At 35.1% G+C, this 20,601-nt stretch carries 25 protein-coding genes; 23 read left to right on the top strand and 2 right to left on the bottom strand.

What is annotated here, in order from left to right:
- Positions 1-132: 132 nt before the first annotated feature.
- From ACXJIE_RS04650 to ubiE, 15 genes are all read left to right on the top strand, one after another.
- Complete coding sequence (locus ACXJIE_RS04650) at positions 133-1,113, top strand: FecCD family ABC transporter permease (protein ID WP_456479810.1); 981 nt, start codon at positions 133-135, stop codon at positions 1,111-1,113.
- A 1-nt stretch (position 1,114) separates the two neighbouring features.
- Complete coding sequence (locus ACXJIE_RS04645) at positions 1,115-1,870, top strand: ABC transporter ATP-binding protein (protein WP_456479809.1); 756 nt, start codon at positions 1,115-1,117, stop codon at positions 1,868-1,870.
- 378 nt (positions 1,871-2,248) lie between these two features.
- Positions 2,249-2,890 (top strand): cobalt transporter CbiM, encoded by a 642-nt coding sequence (gene cbiM, locus ACXJIE_RS04640; RefSeq protein ID WP_456479808.1) that lies wholly within the window; start codon positions 2,249-2,251, stop codon positions 2,888-2,890.
- Complete coding sequence (locus ACXJIE_RS04635; protein WP_456479807.1) at positions 2,887-3,189, top strand: PDGLE domain-containing protein; 303 nt, start codon at positions 2,887-2,889, stop codon at positions 3,187-3,189. The genes cbiM and ACXJIE_RS04635 overlap by 4 nt, the downstream gene beginning before the upstream one ends.
- A complete protein-coding gene (locus ACXJIE_RS04630) occupies positions 3,186-3,716 on the top strand; it encodes an energy-coupling factor transporter transmembrane component T family protein (protein ID WP_456479806.1) in 531 nt (176 codons plus the stop codon). Before ACXJIE_RS04635 ends, ACXJIE_RS04630 begins: the two co-directional genes overlap by 4 nt.
- A 23-nt stretch (positions 3,717-3,739) precedes the next feature.
- The gene (locus ACXJIE_RS04625; RefSeq protein WP_456479805.1) at positions 3,740-4,501 is read left to right on the top strand and encodes an energy-coupling factor ABC transporter ATP-binding protein; all 762 of its coding nucleotides are present in this window, start codon (positions 3,740-3,742) and stop codon (positions 4,499-4,501) included.
- A gap of 170 nt (positions 4,502-4,671) precedes the next feature.
- Positions 4,672-5,382 (top strand): hydrogenase nickel incorporation protein HypB, encoded by a 711-nt coding sequence (hypB, locus tag ACXJIE_RS04620; protein ID WP_456479804.1) that lies wholly within the window; start codon positions 4,672-4,674, stop codon positions 5,380-5,382.
- Between the two features lie 75 nt (positions 5,383-5,457).
- Positions 5,458-5,775: a HypC/HybG/HupF family hydrogenase formation chaperone gene (locus tag ACXJIE_RS04615; protein ID WP_456479803.1), complete on the top strand. Its 318-nt coding sequence runs from the start codon at positions 5,458-5,460 to the stop codon at positions 5,773-5,775.
- The gene (locus ACXJIE_RS04610) at positions 5,772-5,981 is read left to right on the top strand and encodes a BrnT family toxin (RefSeq protein ID WP_456479802.1); all 210 of its coding nucleotides are present in this window, start codon (positions 5,772-5,774) and stop codon (positions 5,979-5,981) included. The genes ACXJIE_RS04615 and ACXJIE_RS04610 overlap by 4 nt, the downstream gene beginning before the upstream one ends.
- Before the next feature lie 45 nt (positions 5,982-6,026).
- Positions 6,027-6,242: a hypothetical protein gene (locus tag ACXJIE_RS04605; protein ID WP_456479801.1), complete on the top strand. Its 216-nt coding sequence runs from the start codon at positions 6,027-6,029 to the stop codon at positions 6,240-6,242.
- A gap of 16 nt (positions 6,243-6,258) precedes the next feature.
- A complete protein-coding gene (gene hypD, locus ACXJIE_RS04600) occupies positions 6,259-7,377 on the top strand; it encodes a hydrogenase formation protein HypD (protein WP_456479800.1) in 1,119 nt (372 codons plus the stop codon).
- A gap of 29 nt (positions 7,378-7,406) precedes the next feature.
- Entirely contained in the window at positions 7,407-7,697 is a 291-nt protein-coding gene (locus ACXJIE_RS04595; protein WP_456479799.1) for a nucleotidyltransferase family protein, read from the top strand.
- On the top strand, positions 7,690-8,052 hold the full coding sequence (locus ACXJIE_RS04590) for a HepT-like ribonuclease domain-containing protein (protein WP_456479798.1): 363 nt from the start codon (positions 7,690-7,692) through the stop codon (positions 8,050-8,052). Before ACXJIE_RS04595 ends, ACXJIE_RS04590 begins: the two co-directional genes overlap by 8 nt.
- Positions 8,049-9,026 carry a hydrogenase expression/formation protein HypE gene (hypE, locus tag ACXJIE_RS04585; protein ID WP_456479797.1) on the top strand — a complete coding sequence of 326 codons (978 nt, stop codon included), beginning with the start codon at positions 8,049-8,051 and terminating at the stop codon, positions 9,024-9,026. The genes ACXJIE_RS04590 and hypE overlap by 4 nt, the downstream gene beginning before the upstream one ends.
- 41 nt (positions 9,027-9,067) lie before the next feature.
- The gene (gene ubiE, locus ACXJIE_RS04580) at positions 9,068-9,769 is read left to right on the top strand and encodes a bifunctional demethylmenaquinone methyltransferase/2-methoxy-6-polyprenyl-1,4-benzoquinol methylase UbiE (RefSeq protein ID WP_456479796.1); all 702 of its coding nucleotides are present in this window, start codon (positions 9,068-9,070) and stop codon (positions 9,767-9,769) included.
- A 435-nt stretch (positions 9,770-10,204) separates the two neighbouring features.
- On the opposite strand, the gene thiS is transcribed toward ubiE, so the two are convergent.
- Together thiS and glyS are read right to left on the bottom strand one after the other, a co-directional pair.
- Positions 10,205-10,423 carry a sulfur carrier protein ThiS gene (gene thiS / locus ACXJIE_RS04575; protein ID WP_456479795.1) on the bottom strand — a complete coding sequence of 73 codons (219 nt, stop codon included), beginning with the start codon at positions 10,421-10,423 and terminating at the stop codon, positions 10,205-10,207.
- Between the two features lie 14 nt (positions 10,424-10,437).
- Positions 10,438-12,411 (bottom strand): glycine--tRNA ligase subunit beta, encoded by a 1,974-nt coding sequence (gene glyS, locus ACXJIE_RS04570; RefSeq protein WP_456479794.1) that lies wholly within the window; start codon positions 12,409-12,411, stop codon positions 10,438-10,440.
- A gap of 243 nt (positions 12,412-12,654) precedes the next feature.
- Here glyS and ACXJIE_RS04565 point away from each other — a divergent pair, with 243 nt between their 5' ends.
- From ACXJIE_RS04565 to ACXJIE_RS04530, 8 genes are read left to right on the top strand one after another with little or no spacing between them, the layout of a single operon-like run.
- Positions 12,655-14,382 carry a TonB-dependent receptor domain-containing protein gene (locus ACXJIE_RS04565; protein WP_456479793.1) on the top strand — a complete coding sequence of 576 codons (1,728 nt, stop codon included), beginning with the start codon at positions 12,655-12,657 and terminating at the stop codon, positions 14,380-14,382.
- On the top strand, positions 14,379-14,765 hold the full coding sequence (locus ACXJIE_RS04560; protein ID WP_456479792.1) for a hypothetical protein: 387 nt from the start codon (positions 14,379-14,381) through the stop codon (positions 14,763-14,765). Before ACXJIE_RS04565 ends, ACXJIE_RS04560 begins: the two co-directional genes overlap by 4 nt.
- Positions 14,762-16,216: a sensor histidine kinase gene (locus ACXJIE_RS04555; RefSeq protein ID WP_456479791.1), complete on the top strand. Its 1,455-nt coding sequence runs from the start codon at positions 14,762-14,764 to the stop codon at positions 16,214-16,216. Before ACXJIE_RS04560 ends, ACXJIE_RS04555 begins: the two co-directional genes overlap by 4 nt.
- Positions 16,209-18,182 (top strand): EAL domain-containing protein, encoded by a 1,974-nt coding sequence (locus ACXJIE_RS04550; RefSeq protein WP_456479790.1) that lies wholly within the window; start codon positions 16,209-16,211, stop codon positions 18,180-18,182. The genes ACXJIE_RS04555 and ACXJIE_RS04550 overlap by 8 nt, the downstream gene beginning before the upstream one ends.
- A gap of 8 nt (positions 18,183-18,190) precedes the next feature.
- Entirely contained in the window at positions 18,191-18,595 is a 405-nt protein-coding gene (locus ACXJIE_RS04545; RefSeq protein WP_456479789.1) for an acyl-CoA thioesterase, read from the top strand.
- On the top strand, positions 18,592-19,221 hold the full coding sequence (locus ACXJIE_RS04540) for a response regulator transcription factor (RefSeq protein WP_456479788.1): 630 nt from the start codon (positions 18,592-18,594) through the stop codon (positions 19,219-19,221). Before ACXJIE_RS04545 ends, ACXJIE_RS04540 begins: the two co-directional genes overlap by 4 nt.
- Positions 19,169-19,972, top strand: a complete 804-nt coding sequence (locus ACXJIE_RS04535; protein WP_456479787.1) for a histidine kinase dimerization/phospho-acceptor domain-containing protein — start codon at positions 19,169-19,171, stop codon at positions 19,970-19,972. The genes ACXJIE_RS04540 and ACXJIE_RS04535 overlap by 53 nt, the downstream gene beginning before the upstream one ends.
- Positions 19,973-19,991: 19 nt before the next feature.
- Positions 19,992-20,393, top strand: coding sequence for a sensor histidine kinase (locus ACXJIE_RS04530; protein ID WP_456479786.1), 402 nt, complete (start codon positions 19,992-19,994; stop codon positions 20,391-20,393).
- Positions 20,394-20,601 lie beyond the last annotated feature (208 nt).

Below are 20,601 nucleotides of genomic sequence, written 5' to 3'. Positions count from 1 at the left end.
CCCGGAAAATTCAAAGATATCGATATTAAACAAAAAACTGATGAGATTTATAAGTTTTTGGTGGGCAAACCTTGTTATAATTCGATGGCTGAATTTTTCGGAGGATTTAAAAAACTGTTTTAAAGGGTTTGTTTGAATGAATATATAAAGCTGTTACAGAAAAATATTTTTTTGACGCTGTTTGCATTTATTGTACTTACGGTTATTTTTATTTTTTCAGTTAAAACAGGGGAAGGCAATTATACCTTTTCATCTATAATTGACGCTTTTTTTAACAAAAACGACGAATATTTTATAATATACGAAATAAGAATACCAAGAAGCTTGGCTGCGGTGTTTGTCGGGGCGTCTTTGGGCGTTGCGGGGCTTGTAATGCAGTATATTTTAAAAAACCCTCTGGCTTCACCGTTTACTCTCGGTATTTCGCACGGTGCTCTGTTTGGGGCGAGTTTAAGTATAGTGTTTTTTCATTCGCTTTATCTTGCTTTGTTTGCTTTTATCGGGGCTAATGTTGTTACTTTTATGATTCTAATGCTAAGCAGACTAAGAGGCTTTACTCCGGAAGTTTTGATTTTATGCGGGGTGGCTATCAGTGCGCTTTTTGGAAGCGGAAGTATGTTTTTGCAGTATTTTGCCGATGATTTGGAACTTAGCAACATAATAAACTGGAGTTTCGGCGATTTGAGCAAGGCGGAATATTTCAGTATCGGTGTGCTTTTTGCGGTTTTTACGCTCGGGTTTATTTATTTTTATATGAAAAAGTGGGATTTTAACGCGCTTGATATAGTTGAGAGTGAAAACGTGGGGGTAAACGTCAGGCGTTTAAGACTGGTATCCCTTCTAATAGCCACGCTTCTTAGCGCCGTAAGTGTCGCGTATTTCGGAATAATCGGCTTTATAGGGCTTATCGCTCCTCATTTTGCGAGGCTTTTAAGCGGGGATTTCAGGTTTTTACTGCCTCTTAGCGCAATAATAGGCGCTGCTCTTTTACTGCTTTCGGATATTGCTTCAAGAGTTCTTTTATCGCCGGTAGAACTGCCTGTCGGGATTCTTACATCCTTTATAGGGGCGCCTCTTTTTTTGATACTTCTTATTAAAATATACAGGAAATAATATGAGGTTTGTTGTAGACAATTTAAGGTTTTGCTATAAAAGCGACAAAATATTAGACGATATAAGTTTTGAGCTTAAACGTGGAGAGGTTGTTGCGATTTTAGGTGTAAACGGAGCCGGAAAATCCACACTTTTAAAAACGATTGCAAAAGTCGTTAAGCCTAAAAAAGGAACTGTTTATCTCGGGGAAGAAGATATCCATAAACTTGATTTTTCCGAACTTGGCAAAAAAATAGGATATGTGAATCAAAAAAGTGAAGGCGGGTATCTGAATGTTTTCGATACCCTGCTGCTCGGCAGAAAAATCTATTTTAAAAACTCTCCTAAAAAAGAGGATCTAAAAAGGGTTGAGGATATTTTAGACAAACTTGATTTAAAACACAAAGCCTTTACTCAGACGAACGAGCTAAGCGGAGGGGAATTGCAAAAAGTTGTAATCGCGAGAGCGCTTTTACAGGAGAGCGAGGTTTTGCTTTTAGATGAGCCTACTAACAACCTTGATATAAAAAATCAGGTTGAAGTGTTAAAGTTAATAAAACTTTTTTCTAAAGATAAAAACATATTAAGTATTCTTGTAATGCATGATATAAATCTTGCACTTCGTTTTTGCGATAAGTTTATTTTTATGAAAGAGGGCAGAATTGAAGCTGAAGGCGGCAAGGAGATAATTACCGCAGAACTTATAAAAAAAATTTATAATATTGATGTGGATATTTGCAGGTATGAAGATATTGACGTGGTTGTATTTAAAAACTGAGTTAATGAATGGTCATTTAATCTAACTTTAAGAATTCTTTTATAAAATTTCAGTAAGCCTTTTAAAAAGTTTCTTCAAGAAGGTTTTTTCCTTCTTATTCTGGTTATCGGTGTCTGTCACTTATAAGCTTTTAGATGCCTTTGCTTTTCTTCATGTGTAAAATGTGCTTTTAGTTATTATTACTTTTTCTTATTGATTTTTAAAAGCCTATAACCATTTGTATATGTTGTATGTTTTAAGTCTTGTATATATATGGAACCGAAAGTTAATATATATTAATTAATTCAGGTTCTGAAAATATATAAGAAAGTGAAAAATTTAAGTTTGTCTTAAAAAAATGAGTTACAATTCACTGTAAAAAAATTTAAAGGAGAAAAAATGCACATTCCTGACGGATACATTTCACCCGTAACCTGTGTGGTGACTTATGCGGTTGCGGCACCTTTATGGTATTACGGGTTTAAAAAACTGAAAGAAACACTGAGTGAAGAAACTCTTCCTACTCTTGCGGCACTGAGTGCTCTTAGTTTTATAATTATGATGTTTAACATCCCGGTTCCCGGAGGAACGTCGGCTCATGCAGTGGGGGCGGTTGCTATTGCGATACTGTTCGGTCCCTGGGTGGGATTTGTTTCGGTTTCACTTGTGCTTCTTATTCAGACTGTGGTGTTTGGAGACGGAGGAATAAGCGCCTGGGCTATGAATTCGCTTTCTATGGGATTTGTGGGCAGTTTTGTAGGTTATTACGTGTTTAGCGCACTTAAAAAGTATAAATTCGCTCCTTTCGTAGCCGGGTATGTGGGTATTTTGGCTTCTGCTTTGGTGGTTGGAACAGTGCTTGGAATTCAGCCTGTTTTTTGGATTTCAAACGGACATCCGGAATATTTCCCGTTCGGGCTTAAAGTTGCGATTCCCGCAATGCTAAGCGCACATTTGATTATCGGGTTTGCCGAAGGTATACTTACTCAGATAGTATATAAACTCGTAGGGGAAAAAACCACTCAAAGGATTGCGGCATGAAAAAGAAATTGTATATAATGCTTGGAGTTTTAATTGCGCTTGTGCCTTTAGGGCTGTTAACCGATGCACCCGCATGGGGCGAGTGGGAGAGCGGTTATTTTAAAAAAGCTTTAGGATTTATGCCTCAGGGTATTGAAAAAATTGAAAATTCCATTCATTTAAAATATATTTTGCCGGATTATTCGCTTCCGGGGGCAAATGACGTTTTGGGTTATTATGTAAGCGCGATTGTGGGTGCCGTGCTTGTTTTTGCGGTTTATTATTTTATTTATCTAATGGTAAAAAGGAAAAAAGCGTGAGAATATTTTTTGTCGCTTTTTTCTTTCTTTTTTTGTATTTAAAAAATATTGAAGCGATACTCCTTGCCGTTTTAATATTATGGGCTGTTGATTATAAAAAGGTGTTAAAAAGAAGCAAAAGGGTTATTGTTTCAATATTTTTGTTTAATTTAGGTGTTAGTGTCGGTTATGTTTTAATGGGATATATTAAAAGTTTTAATCCGTGGGATTACGTTTTGTATATAAATCTTAAAGTTTTTTTAATGACGTATTTTGTTTTCTGGTTTTTTGAAAGGGTGAATGTTGTTGAATTTTTTTCTTTTTCAAAAGATCTGAGTTATTTGATGACTATGACACTCTCTCAGATCTTTTCGTATAAAAAAACCTTTGAAGATTTCAGGATGGCTTTTAGATCAAGGGTTGTTAGTTTAAGGGATAAGGAAAAAGATTTTATAGCGAATACGTTTAAGTTTTTTTTCAAAAAGGCTATGAAAGATTCGAAAGAAAAAGCGCTTGCTATGAGAGCAAGAGGGTTTTTTGAAAATTGAGAATGGAGAATGAAGAATTGAGAATGAAAAATTTCATAAATATTAAAAACGGATATTTTTATTATGAGGATAATTTGGCGCTTGAAAATATAAATTTAGAGGTTAAGGAAAAAGAAAAAATTGTGCTTTTAGGAAACAACGGAAGCGGCAAGTCGACTCTTTTAAGAATTATTGCCGGACTTTATTTTTTAAAAAGGGGTGAATATTACTTTGAAAATACTCTTGTTAAAAAAAGAAAAGTAAAAAAGGAGTTCAGAAGCAAAGTGGGAATACTGTTTCAAAATCCCGATGCGATGATCTTTAATCCCACAGTTTATGATGAAATAGTGTTTTCTCTTAAAGAATTCGGGTTTGATGATGTTGATGAAAGGGTAATGAGAATTGCGAAAGAATTTAATATAGAAAAACTGCTTAAAAAATCTCCTCTTGAGCTCAGCGGCGGTGAAAAACAAAAGGTAATGCTCGCTTCGATTATGGTGTATGAACCGAAGCTCCTGCTTCTTGACGAACCGACCGCGGCTATGGATCCCCGGACTACCGGATGGTTTATAGATTTTATTTATGATCTTGACATTACTGCAATTATAGCGACTCATGATTTGGCGGTGGCGTATGAACTCAGCGACAGGGCTGTTGTAATGGATGAGGGGCATAAAATTGTTTATGACGGAGATATGGAAGATCTTATGAAGAACCTTGATGTACTGTTACAGGCAAACCTTATACATAAACACAAACACAGACACAAAAAATTTATACATTCCCACTATCATTTACACTTCTAACAGTCCAAAATATATACAAGAAAATCTAAATTTTAAGTTTTTTTTAAAATTTCAGTGTATAATATCACGAAAATGAATGGAAAATTATTCAATGTAAAATTTTAATGTGAATTATTTTTTTATTTTCCATTTTCCATTTATCATTGTAGAATTAAAATAAAGGAGTCAATATGGCAGAAATTATCAATGAAGATATTAAAAACAACCCTCAGTTATCACATAAAGTTACCGTAATTGAGAAAATTCTTTCTAAAAACAACGCAATGGCGGATGAAATCAGAAAACAGTTTGACGAGCATAAAATCACATGTTTTAATATGATGAGCTCTCCGGGAAGCGGAAAAACAACGACTCTTGAAAATTTAGCGGACAGACTACCGTATAAATTCGGGGTAATCGAAGGTGACCTTGAAACCAGCAGGGATGCGGAGAGAATCAGAAACAAAGGAATCTGGTCTTTTCAGCTTCAAACGGGAAGGGCGTGCCATCTTGATGCCGGGATGGTAAAACACGCAATGCCTGAATTTCCGTTTGACGATGTGGAAGTTGCTTTTATTGAAAATGTCGGTAACCTCGTATGTCCTGCAAGCTACGATGTAGGGGCTCATTACAATATGGTGTTCGTAAGCGTTCCGGAAGGCGATGATAAAATTGAAAAATACCCTGTAATGTTCAGAAAAGCCGATATAGTTATTATTACAAAAGCCGATATGGTTGATTATTTTGATTTTGATATAAAAAGAGCCATTGAAAACGCAAGAAAATTAAAACCGGGAGTGCCTGTGGTGCTGCTTAACAATAAAACGGGCGAAGGTCTTGATGAAATAATTGAGTGGATTAAGCAAAAAAGAGAAGAACATTTAAAATCAATTGAGAATTGAGAAAGCGGGGTCCCCGAAAAATCGAAAGATTTTTTGGGATGCATAGGGAGAATTGAGAATTAAAAAGGAGAAAATATGTGTCTGGCAATACCGAGTAAAGTTTTGAGTATAGATGAGAATAACATAGCGGAAGTTGATACCTTAGGAGTTAAAAGACAGGTCAGCCTCGATTTGATTCAAGAAGAGGTAAAACCGGGTGATTACGTGCTTATCCACGTGGGATACGCTATGGGTAAAATCGATGAAAAAGAAGCGCTCGAGAGTATAGAAGTTTATAAAATGCTCGCGGAAGCCGCTATGAACGAAGATTTTGAAATAGATCCCGAACGGCTGGTCACGGAAGACGGACCGCTTTTATATAAACCGGAGGAAGAAAATAATAGTGAAAAGTGAAAAAGTTGAATTTTGAATGGGATGAAAATAAAAATAAAATAAACATTCAAAAACATGGAATAAGTTTTGAAAAACCAACCCTTTTATTTGAAACGTCGGATTTAATATTGGAAGCTAAAAATGTCGATGATGAAAAAAGATATGCGTTAATCGGTAAGATCGAAAATAAATGTTATGTATATTTACTTACAGATATGATAAAATAAGAATAATAAGTGTCAGAAGATGTAGAAAAAAAGAGAAGGCGTTTTATGAAAGCTCAGGAGTTTGATACAAGGATAGAAGAAGAAGATTTTTTTGACGTGGTAGGTGATAATTATAAAAAAGTTTCTTTAAATGAAATAATCAAAAAAAGTTTTAACAATAAAGAAATTTTTGTTTTAATAAAAGAAAAAGCGCAAAAAATAGGTGTATCACCTGAAAAAATGGCTGAAATTTTACTTGCAGAAAGATTAGGAATAATATAATAATGGAGAATTGAGAATGGAGAATTTAACTCTTAAAGATTTATATTTTAAATTTCGTGACCCTCAGGCTATGAAAACTTTGGCCGAGCTTATCAGAAAAGAAGCCAAGGGGCTAAAAGAGCCTATGAGGGTTATGGAGATATGCGGAGGGCATACGCATACAATTATGAAATACGGAATAAAACAACTCCTGCCCGAAAATATAGAATTTATACACGGTCCCGGTTGTCCCGTGTGCGTAATGCCGAAAGAGAGAATCGACCATGCGATAGAACTTGCTAAGCAGGACGGGGTTGTTTTGGCGACTTTAGGGGATATGATAAGGGTACCCGGAAGTAAAAGCTCCCTTGCAAAGGTAAGAGCCGAAGGAGCAGATGTCAGGCCTCTTCATTCAACTCTCGATGTGCTTAAAATAGCAAAAGAAAACCCAGATAAAAAAGTTGTATTTTTTGCAATAGGATTTGAAACGACTACACCAATGACTGCGGCTTTGATGGAAAGGGCGTTTAAAGAAGGTGTTAAAAACATCTATTACCACATAAACCATGTGCTTGTTCCGCCTCCGATGAGAGCTATTATGGACAGCGGTGAAGCTAAAATAAACGCATTTATAGGACCGAGTCACGTAAGTGTAATAATCGGGGCTAAAAGTTATCAGTTTTTAGTGGATAGCTACAATACGCCTGTTGTTGTGGCAGGATTCGAGCCTGTTGATGTGATGGAGAGTATTTTGATGCTTGTACGCCAGAAACTAAAAGGCGAGCCGAAAGTGGAAATACAGTATAAACGTGCGACAACATGGGACGGAAACGTGCTTGCACAGAAAATGATCGATAAATATATGGACGTAAGGGATACGTTTAGATGGAGAGGGCTTGGCGATATCGAAAAAAGCGCACTTAAACTAAGAGATGAATTTAGTGAGTTTGACGCTGAAAAAGTGTTTGCTGATATATTGCCAAACGAACCTATTGACGATCACAAGCTGTGTATCTGCGGACAGATTTTAAGAGGTCTTGCAAATCCGACCGACTGTAAGGTGTTTGGAACGGCGTGTACACCGAGCACGCCTCTTGGAAGCTGTATGGTAAGCGATGAGGGTGCTTGTAACGCCTACTACAGATATGCGAGGTAAATTTGTTATAATTAAAAAAAAGGCTTTTTATGACACAAAAAGAAATTTTATTTTTTCTCAAAAGTCATAAAAATGAGATTTATCAAAAATTTAAGGCCAAAAAGATAGGTCTTTTTGGCTCTTTTGCAAAAAGTGAAAATAATAAAAACAGCGATATAGATATTTATGTTGAATTTGAAGAAAAAAATTTCGAAAATTTAGCAGGATTATACAATTATTTGGAAAATCATTTGCAAAAAAAAGTGGATATATATTATCCGCATAAATTTAGTAATCAACAAGTTTTGAAAAAAATTCAAAAAGAAGTGATTTATGGATAAAAGTGAAATTTCAATTCTTTTAGACTTTGTTTTAAAAAGTATTGAATTGATTGAAAAAAGATTTGAAAAAATAAACGATATTGATGATTTTTTAACGGAAGACGGACTTTTAATTCTTGATGCCATTTCTATGAGACTTCAAGCGATTGGCGAGGCCTTAAAAAATATTGAAAAAAAAGATAAAGAATTTTTGTTACAGATAGCTCCAAAAGATTATTGGAGTAAAATTATTAAAACAAGGGAAATTATATCTCATCATTATATAAATCTCGATGCCGAAATAGTTTATATGATATGTGATGAAAAACTTGATGAATTGAAAAAATATATTTCAAAATTAAAGGAAATGATATGAAAATAACATTGGCTTACGGCGGCGGCGGAGAAGAGACAAACAAGCTTATAAACGATTTGTTTTATAAAAATTTCTCAAACCCGGTTCTTGAAAGTGCGGAAGATGCGGCTGTTGTTGAAATGAACGGCAAAACGGCCTTTACAACGGACAGTTTTACGGTAAGTCCTCTGTTTTTCAACGGAGGCAATATCGGAAAACTCGCAATTGCCGGAACATGCAACGATTTGGCGATGATGGGTGCGAAACCGGAGTTTCTGACATGCGGATTTATGATTGAAGAGGGGCTTGAATTCGGTGAGCTTGAGGAAATAGTAAAAACAATGGCGAAAGAGCTTGAAAAAGCGGGGGCTAAAATAGTTGCGGGAGATACCAAAGTGGTGCCTGCGGGGAGTGTGGATAAGATATTTATAAACACATCCGGAATAGGAACCGTTATCAAGCCAGGAATCAGCGCTCATAACCTTAAAAAGGGTGATGTGGTAATCGTAAGCAGAGATATAGGAAGACACGGGACGGTAGTAATGGCTCACAGGTACGAGGTAGAAACGGATATTGAAAGTGACTGCAAGGTGCTGTGGGAGGAGGTTGAAGCGCTAATAAATGCGGGAATAGATATAAAAGCCATGCGTGACGCTACAAGAGGCGGGCTTAGCGCCGTACTTAACGAATGGGCAAATGCAAGCGGTGTGGGAATTGAAATAAATGAAGAAAAACTTCCGATTTCGGATGAAGTGATCGGACTTTGCGAAATATTCGGATTCGAGCCTATGGACTTGGCAAACGAGGGTACTTTTGTGGTGGCTGTTGATGCGAAAGACGCCGAAAAAGCGGAAGAGATTCTAAAAAAATTCAATTCAAGCGCATCAATTATAGGAGAGGTTACGGATGATAGAAAGGTCGTTTTGACCTCTGCGTGGGGAAGTAAAAGATATATCGAACTTCCGAAAGGGGAACTGCTTCCAAGGATTTGTTAATTTTGATAAAATATCAAATGAATAATCATTTAGGAGAAAGAGTGAGTAAACAAGAACAGATAGTCCGAATGTTCGATTCCATTGCAGACAAATATGATTTGGTTAACAGGGTGTTGACATTTGGAATTGATAAAAAATGGCGTCAGAACGCCATTAAAAAAACTTTGGAAATTATAGACAAACCGGAAGTTAAAATTTTGGATGTTGCCTGCGGAACGGGGGATATGATTGAAATATGGCAAAAAGAAGCCGATAAAAAAAACATCAAAACCCGCATATGCGGACTGGATCCAAGCAGCGGCATGCTTGAAGTCGCCAAAAAAAGATTTTCAAACCTGAAATTTTACCGGGCATACGCCACTGACATTCCGTGCCCGAGTAATAATATAGACGGTATTAGTATATCTTTCGGTATCAGAAACGTGCTTGAAATTAAAAAGGCCATAAGCGAATTCCACAGGGTGCTGAAAAATAGCGGGGTTGTGCTTGTTTTGGAATTTGTAAAAGCAGAAAACCCTAACAAATTAAGAAAATGTGTGGATTTTTATTCAAACAAGTTTTTACCTAAAATCGGGGGGATTCTCAGTAAAAACAAAGAAGCGTATGAGTACCTTCCGAACTCGATTGAGAACTTTTACACACCGAGCGAGCTTGTGAGTCTTTTTGAAGAACAGGGATTCAAAACCCTTAAAAGCGACAGTTTTAATTTTGGACAGGTAGGGGTTTTTATATTTAAAAAGTAAAGTTTTTCTTTGCTTTTTTATATAAATTTTACAAAATTCAGTGATTGCTGTGAGCTTTTGTAATTGATCTTTAATGCGATATATTTAAGTGTCTGTCACTATAATGGAGTGGGGGGATGAAGGAGAAATGGATGAGATATAATAGAGAAAGCACAAAGTTAAATCATTTTAATTTCTTTACCACTTCATAACTACGTATTTTATGTTGCGTTGAGAGTTAAATTTTGCTTAATTGGTGCCTGACACTAAAGAATGGGAACGGTCGTGGTTTGAAAGTTTTATAGTCTGTTGAATGTAATACCAATCCTTAAAAAAATAAATCAAACATTTATTTTAGGGGAGAAGAAAAGGTGTTGGTTAATGTAAGAGTTGTTTTGTGTTTTGGTATAAGCAGATGAGCACTTGTTTTTTGAAGCATAAGAAATAAAGAGGGGATTATCCTCCTCCCACGAAATTAAGAGCTTCGACTTTGTCGTTTTCTTTCAATTCGTATGTGTCCCAGTCGTCTTTTTTTACTATTTTCATATTAACTGCAACTGCCATAGTTTTATCAAGCACTTTCAAATCTTCCAAAAGCTCTTTGATAGTAGTGTTTTGTTTGATTCTTTTTTCGTGTCCGTTAATTGTTATATTAATTAATTCTTCATTTTCCATTCTCCATTCTCCATTTATAATGTGATTTCTTTAATATCCGCAATATCAAGGAATTCTTTATAAATCGACGCAATCAGGCTTTTTCTGTTGTGTCTTATTTTTTCATCTTCGACATTTACCATTACATTGTCGAAAAATTTGTCAATTAACGGTTTGAGTGATACGAGAAAGTCAAGTTTTTCTTCAAGGTTTTGAATATTGCCGACTTTTTTAAATTCGTTCCAAAGAGTTTTTTCCTCTTCTTTTTCAAAAAGGTTTTCATCAACGTCTATGGAATTCAGATCAAAATCTTTTACGATGTTCGCAACCCTTTTGAAGGTGGTTGAAAGTTCTTTAAAGCCTTCGGAATTTACCATTTCGTTAATCAGTTTTACTTTTTTGTCTATTTCTCTCAGGTTGCTCTCATCCGTTGCAAGTACGCTTCTGATAACTGAAGGGTTTACATCGTAAAATTTATAAAGCCTTTCAAAAATAAATTCAACAAGCTGATCCGTATTAAATTCTTTATAATTGTCTTTCAGACTGTTTATAATTTCTCTAATATCAAGAGGGATATCGTTTTCATTTGCGATTTTTATTATATAGTTTGCAGCGCGTCTGAGTCCGAACGGGTCTTTGTTGCCTTTTGGAATTTTTCCTATACTGAAAAGCGCCATTAACGTATCAAGGTTTCTTGCAATGTTTAAAAGAGCCGAGGTTTTATTGCTTGCGTAATCCCCGTACTGTTCTTTAATCGCTGTGGCAATCTCTTCGTCAGTTCCGGCGGCTTTTGCGTAATAATAACCCATAATTCCCTGAAGTTCCGTAAATTCATAAACCATTTCGGTTAAAAGATCCGCTTTTGCAAGGTTTACGGCTTTTAGGAGTTTATTTTTGTCGGCATCGAATTTGTCCGCTAAAATTTCTGCTATTTTTTCTTCTCTTTTTACTTTGTCATATACGCTTGCTAGGTTGTCCATATACACGATGTCCTTAAGCCCTTCGATGCTGAGGCCGTTTTTAAGGTCGTTTTCCCAGAAGAATAGGGCGTCGGAGAGTCTTGCCCTCAGCACTTTTTCGTTTCCGGCTATAATTTTGGAAAAATCGTCCGTATAAGCGTTGCTTACCACAACGAAAGCGTTTGTGAGTCTGCCGTCTTTGTATACCGGGAAATATCTTTGGTGCTCTTTCATAGAGGTGATGATAACTTCGGGAGGAAGTACCAAAAACTCTTCGTCGAATTTGCCTAAAAGCGGAGTGGGGTATTCGGTAATAGCCACTATTTCCGCTAAAAGATCTTCGTCGATTTCAACTTTTACGTTGTTTTCTTTTTCAAGTTTTTCAATTTTCCCTAAAATTTTGGTTTTTCTTTCATCCTGGTACAGAATTACGCCGTGTTTGTCCAGTCTGCAGAAATAATCGCCCACGTAATTTATTTCGATGTCGTTTTTGAAAATTCTGTGGGGTTTCGTAATGTTTGATGATTTTATACAGTATGCGTCAAATTCTATCACTTCGTCTTCGAGCATACACAGCATCCATCTAACAGGCCTTATAAATTCGGCCTCGCATTCTCCCCATTTCATGGTTTTGCCGAAATTCAGGGAATTTAACCATTCGTTTATCATTTGAGGCAGAAGAACTCTGGCTTCTTTTCCCTTCACTTCTTTTTGAAAATAAGCGAATTCTTTGTTTCCTTTGGATTTGAAGGTTACTTCATTAGGCTGAATGCCGCATTTTTTTGCAAATCCTTCGAGGGCTTTCGGGTTTTTTTCAATGATTTCTTTCGGAGCCCCCCAGATTTCTTCCGTTTTGTCCTTCTGTTTTACCGGAAATTCCCTGTGCCAGAGTGTAAGTCTTCTCGGGGTGTAGTAAAAACTAAACGCGGCTTTTAAGTCGTATTTTTCCAAAACAGAAAGCCATTTTTTTTCAATGTTTGGCAGTTCTTTTAAAAGCGGAATTGCCGGAAGCTCTTCAACCCCTATTTCTATTAACAAAGGTTTTAACATTAAAATTCCTTTTTTTTATGTAATTTTATCAAAATTGTTGTTATAATTAGTAAAACTGAAAGTAGTATTAAAGGACAGGGATGAGGGCGGTGTGGGTGCTGCTGTTTTTTCTGAGTTGTTTATTCGGGTGGGACAGTGTAAAAATGTTGTTAAACGAAATAGAAAAAAAACGAGGACCTTTCTTTAAAAACCAAACAGGAAAGTGCGGGAATATCATATATTATTACAAGATATCAGCTTGATATGATGCAGGCTAAATATTTAAGGGACGTGCTTAAAAACACTGTAATAGGCTATAATGTCAGCAGATACGGCCTGCTTGACCCTTGGAGCGCCAACAATTTACCATACGCAAGCAACGGGATAAGGGTGTTTATAGACAATCAGGAAATAACGACCGCAAAATACGACAACGGACTGTTTTTACTTGGCAACATCAATCTTTCGTTTGTGGATCATATAGAAATATATTATCTGAGCCCCTCTTATAAAATTTCGACGGAGCCAGCGTATGTGATAGTAAAGCTTTATTCCAAAACCCCCGAGCGTGACGAAGGTAAAAAAATAGGTCTTACATACGGAAGTTACGGATTCAATTCCCAAACTTTCGAAAATGCGGACGGAAAAAAGAATTATTTCGTTCATTTTTCAAGAAGCGAAGTAAACCATAAAGATGTCAGGATAGACAATACGGATATTTCAAGGGACGGCAAAACCTATCATTTTTTATGGACTTTCAGGAATGAAAACACGAAATACCTTTTAAATTCCATATATCAGAACCAAGAACCTTTTATGGGAATGAGTCTTGACGGTAAGCTTCAAAGCGGATATGAAAAATATAAAGAAATCCAGTTCGGAATCGAACATAAAATTAACGAGCTTAATTTAAAATACACACTTGATTATTTACGGGACAAAACGTTTTTTTATGAAAACAGCGGGCTTTATTTTCAAAAAACTTCCGTGTATCCTTATTATCTGCCTGTTACGGAGGTCAGAACGTCCGGATATGATGTTGTAAATACTTTGAAACTGAACAATGAAACACAGTATAAAAACCACAGGCTTGTGTACGGCATAAGTTTCAGGGATAAAAGAATGAATTATTCCGAATTCAGTATAAACGGTACTGATCAGAATTATAACGGAATAAAAATACAGCATACTTCCTCAGTTTTTTTGGAAGACAACATTCAGATTAAAGACAATTTTATATTGACGCTGGGATATGAGTTCAGCAGGTATTTTAACGATGTGGTTGATGATTATAATTTATATCAGTACAAAGCTTCGGGAACTTATTTGTTAAATAAACTAAATATAATGAAACTTTCGTTTCAGCATATAGAATATTCGGTGCCTCCGTATTTATACAACACGTTTTACGGAAACAATGTTTTAAAACCGCAAAAAAGCGATGTTGTAATAGCAAAATACAAAACGTATATCAATGAAGAAAACGATTTGGAAATTATGGGGTTTTACGGGATTAATAAAAATTACCCCCTTTTACAGACGGACGGTACTTTTAAAAGCGGGGATCAGAATATATATGTAAAAATGATCGATGTGAAACTGCATAAAAACTACTACATTTTAAATGATTTGGTAATAGACTGTTCTTATCTGAAATTTCAAAATACGCCTTTAAACAGAAGTTACAGGGTTATAGTTTTAAATACCCACAGATACGGAAAATATGATTTTTTTGAAAATGCAATATATCAGAACAACGAATATAAAATCAGCGGGGTTAAATCCGAAAAAAAAGGATTTGATTTAAGTTTGGGAGTCAAATACAATTACAGCCCGAATTTGTCATTTTCTTTAAAGGGTGAAAATTTGTTAAATTCATCTTATGAAACTTCTTTTTTCAGGGTTGTAAATTTTAACCCTTACAGCTTTCAGGCTGAAAAAGTGCAGATAATAGACAGAAAAATTACGGCGGGAATGGAGTATTGGTTTTGAAAAAATTTTTATGGCTGCTGGTTTTTACATCGTTTTTGTTTTCCCAGAACATAGAATTGAAGCTTTTTTCCAAACTGTTTACGGATCTTTTTAATAAAAAAATAGTTTATATTTATACGGAAAACAGTAAGTTTAAAAACTTTCATTCTATATTTTTAAAAAAGGTAAACAGTTGCAAAGATGCCGACATTGTGCTCGGTTTAAGCAAAAAATGCACCGGTAAGCCGGTTTTTTTATTGGATTATTACGATTATATCAATAACAAAAATGCTTTAGGGGCTTTTTACTGGCGTAAGGGGAGGCCTCAGCTCAGACTGAGAAAAAAAGTAATTTTAAAATATCATCTCCATATAGCGCCGGAGTTTAAGGAATTTTTGGAATGAGAAAAACAAGTTACGTTTTAATTTTTTTAATTTTTGTTATGGTGTTTTTCCTGTTGTGGGTTTCGGATCTTTTTCAAAAAACAGAATATAAAATAAGCAATGAGCTTTTCAGAAACCAGGTTATCGAAATGTTTCGGACAAGTGACAATATGCAAAGATATTTAACGGCAAAATACGGAAACAATCTTTTTGAAGTTTTAAAAGAAAACCCGTTGTACAGAAAAGATGTAAATTTATATCTTTCCAGTTTTATGACGAAAAAAATAAAAAATCTGTTTATAGTTTACAAACCTGAAAACGAAAGGTTTTTCAGGGTTTTGGCGGACGGCAGTACCAATATCAAAGACAGGTTTGAGTTTAATGAAAAGTTCGAACCTCTGGAAAATAAAAAATGGTATGAAGTGCTTGTAAAAAAAATTCCCGTAGTATTTAAACAGAAAATAAACGACATCTGGACCACCATTTTGTATCCCGTTGTCAAAAACGATAAGGTTAAATATATTATAGTCGTTGATTTTTCCACATCGGCTTTAAATGTTATTAACAATAATTTAAAAAGCTTTAAAAAAAATCTGAAAGTCATATTTTTCGTAATGATTGTGTCTGTGATAATCCTGATTATATTTTTATTTTACGATTGGAAAAGACAGCAGAAAATGAAAGAGTTGATCGAAGAGCTTAAGATTCTCAATGACACTCTTGAAGACAAGGTGCAAGAAGAGATTAAAAAGAACAGAGAAAAAGAAAAACAGCTGATTTTACAATCGAGACTTGCCTTGATGGGAGAACTTTTGAGTATGATTGCCCACCAGTGGAGACAGCCTTTAAACGTTATAGCCATTGTTGTTTCCAAACTGAAACTTGATTTGCAGCTCGGGGATCTAAGCGAAAAAGAACTGAAAACCTCCATTGTAAAAATAGAAGAACTGGTACAGCATTTAAGCAGCACAATTGACGATTTCAGAAAATTTTACAGAAAGGAAGAAAAGAAAAAAGAAGTTGATTTAAACGATTTGATTGAACAGACGTTGAGCATTGCAAAGGCGTCCATTGAAAACAAAGGCATTAAAATATTGGTGAACGTTGAATGCGGCAAAAATCTTTTAATATATCCCAACGAACTGAAACAGGTATTTTTAAACATAATCAGAAACGCGGAGGATATCTTGACCGAAAGAAACGTGTCCAATCCTGTCATAAATATAAACGCATTTTACGAAAGCGGTTATTGTATTATTGAAATATCCGACAATGCCGGAGGTATCAGAGGGGATATTCAGGATAAAATATTCAATCCTTATTTTACCACCAAGGATGAAAGAAACGGCACCGGTTTAGGACTTTATATAAGCAAACAGATAGTGGAAGAAAGGCTTAAAGGTAAACTGTTTGCGTATAATTCGGACACGGGGGCGGTGTTCAGAATCGAATTAAGGATTGATGATGAATAAAAACATTAAAAAAATTATGGACTTTACAAAGCTTTTCAATGTTTTGTATGTGGAGGATAACGAATCCGCAAGAGCGGAAATCAAATCCATTTTGGAGAAATTTTTCAACAGGGTCATTATCGCCGTCGACGGTTTGGACGGTTTGGAAAAATTTAGAAAAAATGAAATAGATTTAGTCATTACGGATATCAATATGCCGAAGTTCGACGGTTTCGATATGATAAAAAAGATAAAGGAAATCAACCCCCATATAAACACTCTTGTCGTTTCTGCATATAATGAAACCGAATATTTTATTCAGGCAATAAAACTCGGTGTGGACGGTTTTATATTAAAACCGTTTGAAATTGACCAGTTTTTGGAAATACTTAATAAAATAACGGAAAACCTGCTTTTAAAAAAAGAGGCGGAGGAAATTCAAAGGCTTCTTAATCAATATCAGAATATCGTAGACAAAAGCGTTATGGTGGCAAAATTCGACATAAACAGAAAATTTACGTATGTAAACGATGAATTCTGTAAAAATTTCAAATATCAAAAAGGGGAAATTCTCGGTAAAAACATAGATTTTATGCTTTATAACGCGGATATAATGAAAGAACGAGTAAAAAAATTCTGGTCAGATATCGTAAGTGAAAAAAAACTGTATTCCGACATATTCAAATGCAGGGACAAATCGGGGAAAATAATATATATAAAAACGATAATAAGCCCCATAGTGGATGAAAATGATAAGATTATAGAACTTATATCCCTTTGTTACGATATCAGCGAGATGATGAAACCCAAAAAGCTGCTGTATGATTATATGGAAAATTCCTCTCAGCCCTTTGTGGCTTTGATAGAAATTGAAAATTTTCAGAGTTTCAGGAATTTTTTCGGTGAAAAAATAGCCGAAACGATAGAAGGGAAGTTTGAAGTTTATTTAAAAAGGCTTTTACCGGAAGATGTTAAAATTTTCGATTTGGACGAAGGGGAATACGCCGTCATTAGCGATTTGGATAAAAGCGGGCTGAAATATGATGAATATATAGAGGTTCTGAAAAAACTGCAGAAAAAAATAAACTACACCCAGCTGGATATAGGGGAGTTTTTATACGATGTTACGATAATAATCAGTATTTCTAAAGGAAAGGAAGCGTTTGAAAACGCAAGGATTGGCATAAACAAAATAAAAATAAACAAAGATTCTTTTATTATTGCGGACGGTATGCTTGAAGAAGAAAAAAAACTTGCAAGGGAAAACCTGCAGATTCTGCATATTTTAAAAGAGTCCATAGACAACGGCAAAATCATCTGCTTTTATCAGCCCATTATAGAAAACTCAACCGGAAAAACGGTTAAATACGAAACCCTGGTCAGAATAGAATACGGAAATGAAATAATACCTCCCGTAAAATTTATTGATATCGCAAAACAGGGGGTTTATTATTCTAAAATTACCGAAATAGTTTTAACCCAGGCTTTTGACGTAATTAAAAGAATAAAAGATTACGCAATCAGCATTAATATTTCTGAAATAGACATAGAAAAAGAAATAGTAAGGGAACTGATATATGATTTGCTTTCCAAAAACAGGGAATATGCAAAATTTTTAACCTTTGAACTGCTCGAAGATGCCAATGTGGAAAAATACGAGCTGTTAAACGAATTTATAACGAGAATTAAAAATCTGGGGGTTACCATTGCCATAGACGATTTCGGTAGCGGTTATTCCAATTTCGTAAGGTTGATAAATTATAAGCCGGATTATTTGAAACTTGACGGAACTCTTATTAAAGATATACACAAAGATAAATTTTCTTACAGTGTGGTCAAATCGATTGTGGAGTTTGCAAAATCAAACAAAATAAAAACGATTGCGGAATTTGTCGAAAACAAAGAAATTTTCAACATTGTAAAAGAACTGGGAGTTGACTATTCTCAGGGGTATTATTTCGGCAAACCGGAAAGATTAAAAATATAAGGACTGAAATGAAACCTTACGTTTATGAAGTTAAAATAACGGTGTCACAAGGCGATATTGATTTTAACGGACACGTAAACAACCTGAAATACCTTGAATGGATGATTAATACGGCTGTCGAACATTCGGAAAGTCTCGGATTTAACCCAGATACTTACAGAAAAATCGGTTCGACCTGGTTTGTGAAGTCGCATTATATTGAATATAAATCGCCGGCTTTTGAAGGAGATGAGCTGATAGTAAAAACATGGATTGACGAAGTGGGGAAAATAACTTCGAAGAGAAAATATGAAATATATAAAAACGCTAAACTTTTGGCGTACGGTATTACCGAATGGATTTTTATAGATATTAAAACGGGCAGGCCGAAAAGAATTCCCGAAGAAATTATAAACCGTTATTTTATAAAATGAAAATTTTGATTGTCGAAGACGAAGTGAATCTTGCAAACGCGCTTAGGGAATATCTTTTAAAAAAGGGATGGCGGGCGGATGTTTTCTATGACGGGGATATATGCTTTTATAATTTTTACGATGTTATAATATTGGACTGGATGCTTCCTAAAAGAAGCGGTTTTGAAGTGCTGAAGGAAATCAGAAGAGATTCGGATACGCCTGTGATAATGCTAACCGCAAAAGACGAGGTTAAAAATAAAGTCAAAGCGCTTAAGTGCGGAGCGGATGATTATGTTACTAAACCTTTTGATTTGGAAGAACTTGAAGCCAGGATCATAAGTGTGTACAGAAGAAGCAAAAATCTCTCTTCGAATATTTTGAAATACGGAGAAATCGAAATAGACACCGAAAGTAAAACCGTTAAATACAAAGGGGAAGAGAACATATTAAAATCAAAGATTTATGAACTGCTTGTGCTTTTTATAAAAAACAGAAACTCTTTTCTCTCCAAGGGTTTAATAGCTGACGAACTGGACATTAAAGACGAAAGCAATGTCATAGAGGTGCTTATTTACAATTTAAGGAAAGTATTTGGAAAAGATTTTATCAAAACTTACAGAAATCTCGGATATAGACTGGCGTAGTTTAAAGTTTAAACTGTTTTTCTGGTTCGGGGGAATTTTGCTGTTTATTTTGATTTTTTTCGGTATAGGTTTTTATTTTATTTATAAAGAAAACATCGTTTTGTCTTATAAAAACGAATTTTCGCATATAGCGAACCGTATAAGGCTTACCGGAAACTTAAAAGAAACCGGAAATTATAAAATCAGAATTGTAAACAAATCCGTAAAAAAAGACAGGTTTTTTATAAACTTTAAAGAAGAGACTATGGATGTTTATTATCTTTTAAAATACGGAGGCAAGACTGTTGAAATTTCAAAACGGAACCTGAACAACAAACCCGAAGATGTGGAAGATACGCTGCTTGTAAGTATCCCTTTGCTGATGATAACGCTTTTGTTTGCTGCAAACTCTCTGCTGAACGGAATAATAAACCCCATAAAAGAGATAACTAAAAAGGCGAATGCGGTCAGTGTAGACAATTTTCCCGGTATGATTGAAACGAAATACAAGGAAACGGAAATAAGAGGGCTTGTTAACGCTTTTAATGCGATGATAAAAAGAATCCGGGAGGGAATTGAGGAGCTGGATCGGTTTAATTCCGATATAGCCCATGAGCTGCGCACCCCTGTAAGCGTTATTAAAGCGGAAATTCAGCTTATGGAAAATGCCGAGTGCAATATCGTTAAAAAAGAGATTGAAAATATCGAAGAGCTTATAAAAGGTCTTTTGATTTTAACAAAGCACAAAAAAAAACATTGCTGGGACGTTTGAAAAAACAAGCCTGGATTCGGTGTTGTTGGATGTTCTGGATAATTTCGGAAGTGAAAGGATAGAAATTAAAAAAATTGAATATGTGCCTTTTTTCGGAAACAGAACACTTTTAAAAACCGCTTTTTCGAACATTATAGACAACGCCTTAAAATACAGTGATAAAAAGGTTGAAATTTTTCTTTATAAAAGAAAAAAAACGTTTTTTATTGTTAAAGACTATGGGATAGGGATAGAAAAAGAAAAACTGAAATATGTCACCCACAGACTTTACAGAGCCGATGAAAGCAGAAATAAAAAGATAAAAGGCTACGGCTTGGGGCTTTCTATCGTTGAAAAAGTTGCGAATCTCCACAATGCAAATTTGCGTATAGTTTCTGAACCGGGCAGAGGCACTTCCGTTATTCTTGCTTTTCAGTTTTAATTCAGTTTCGAGTCGTTTAATTCCTCCAAAAAGGGAGGAATATGAACGAAAGGCTGTTTTTATACCAATTCTCATATATTCGTAGCCTTTATAATATAGTTATAAGAAACCAAAGATTTAATTTGCTTTTTTGTATATGAAAAAAGAATTTCTGTAACTTTTTTTTCTAATTCTTCTATTGTTTTAAATATTATATTCTTTAAAAATT

Source organism: Nautilia sp., from assembly GCF_053994455.1.
The sequence above is the reverse complement of the archived record's forward strand: the minus strand, read 5'-3'. Positions and strand labels throughout refer to the sequence as shown.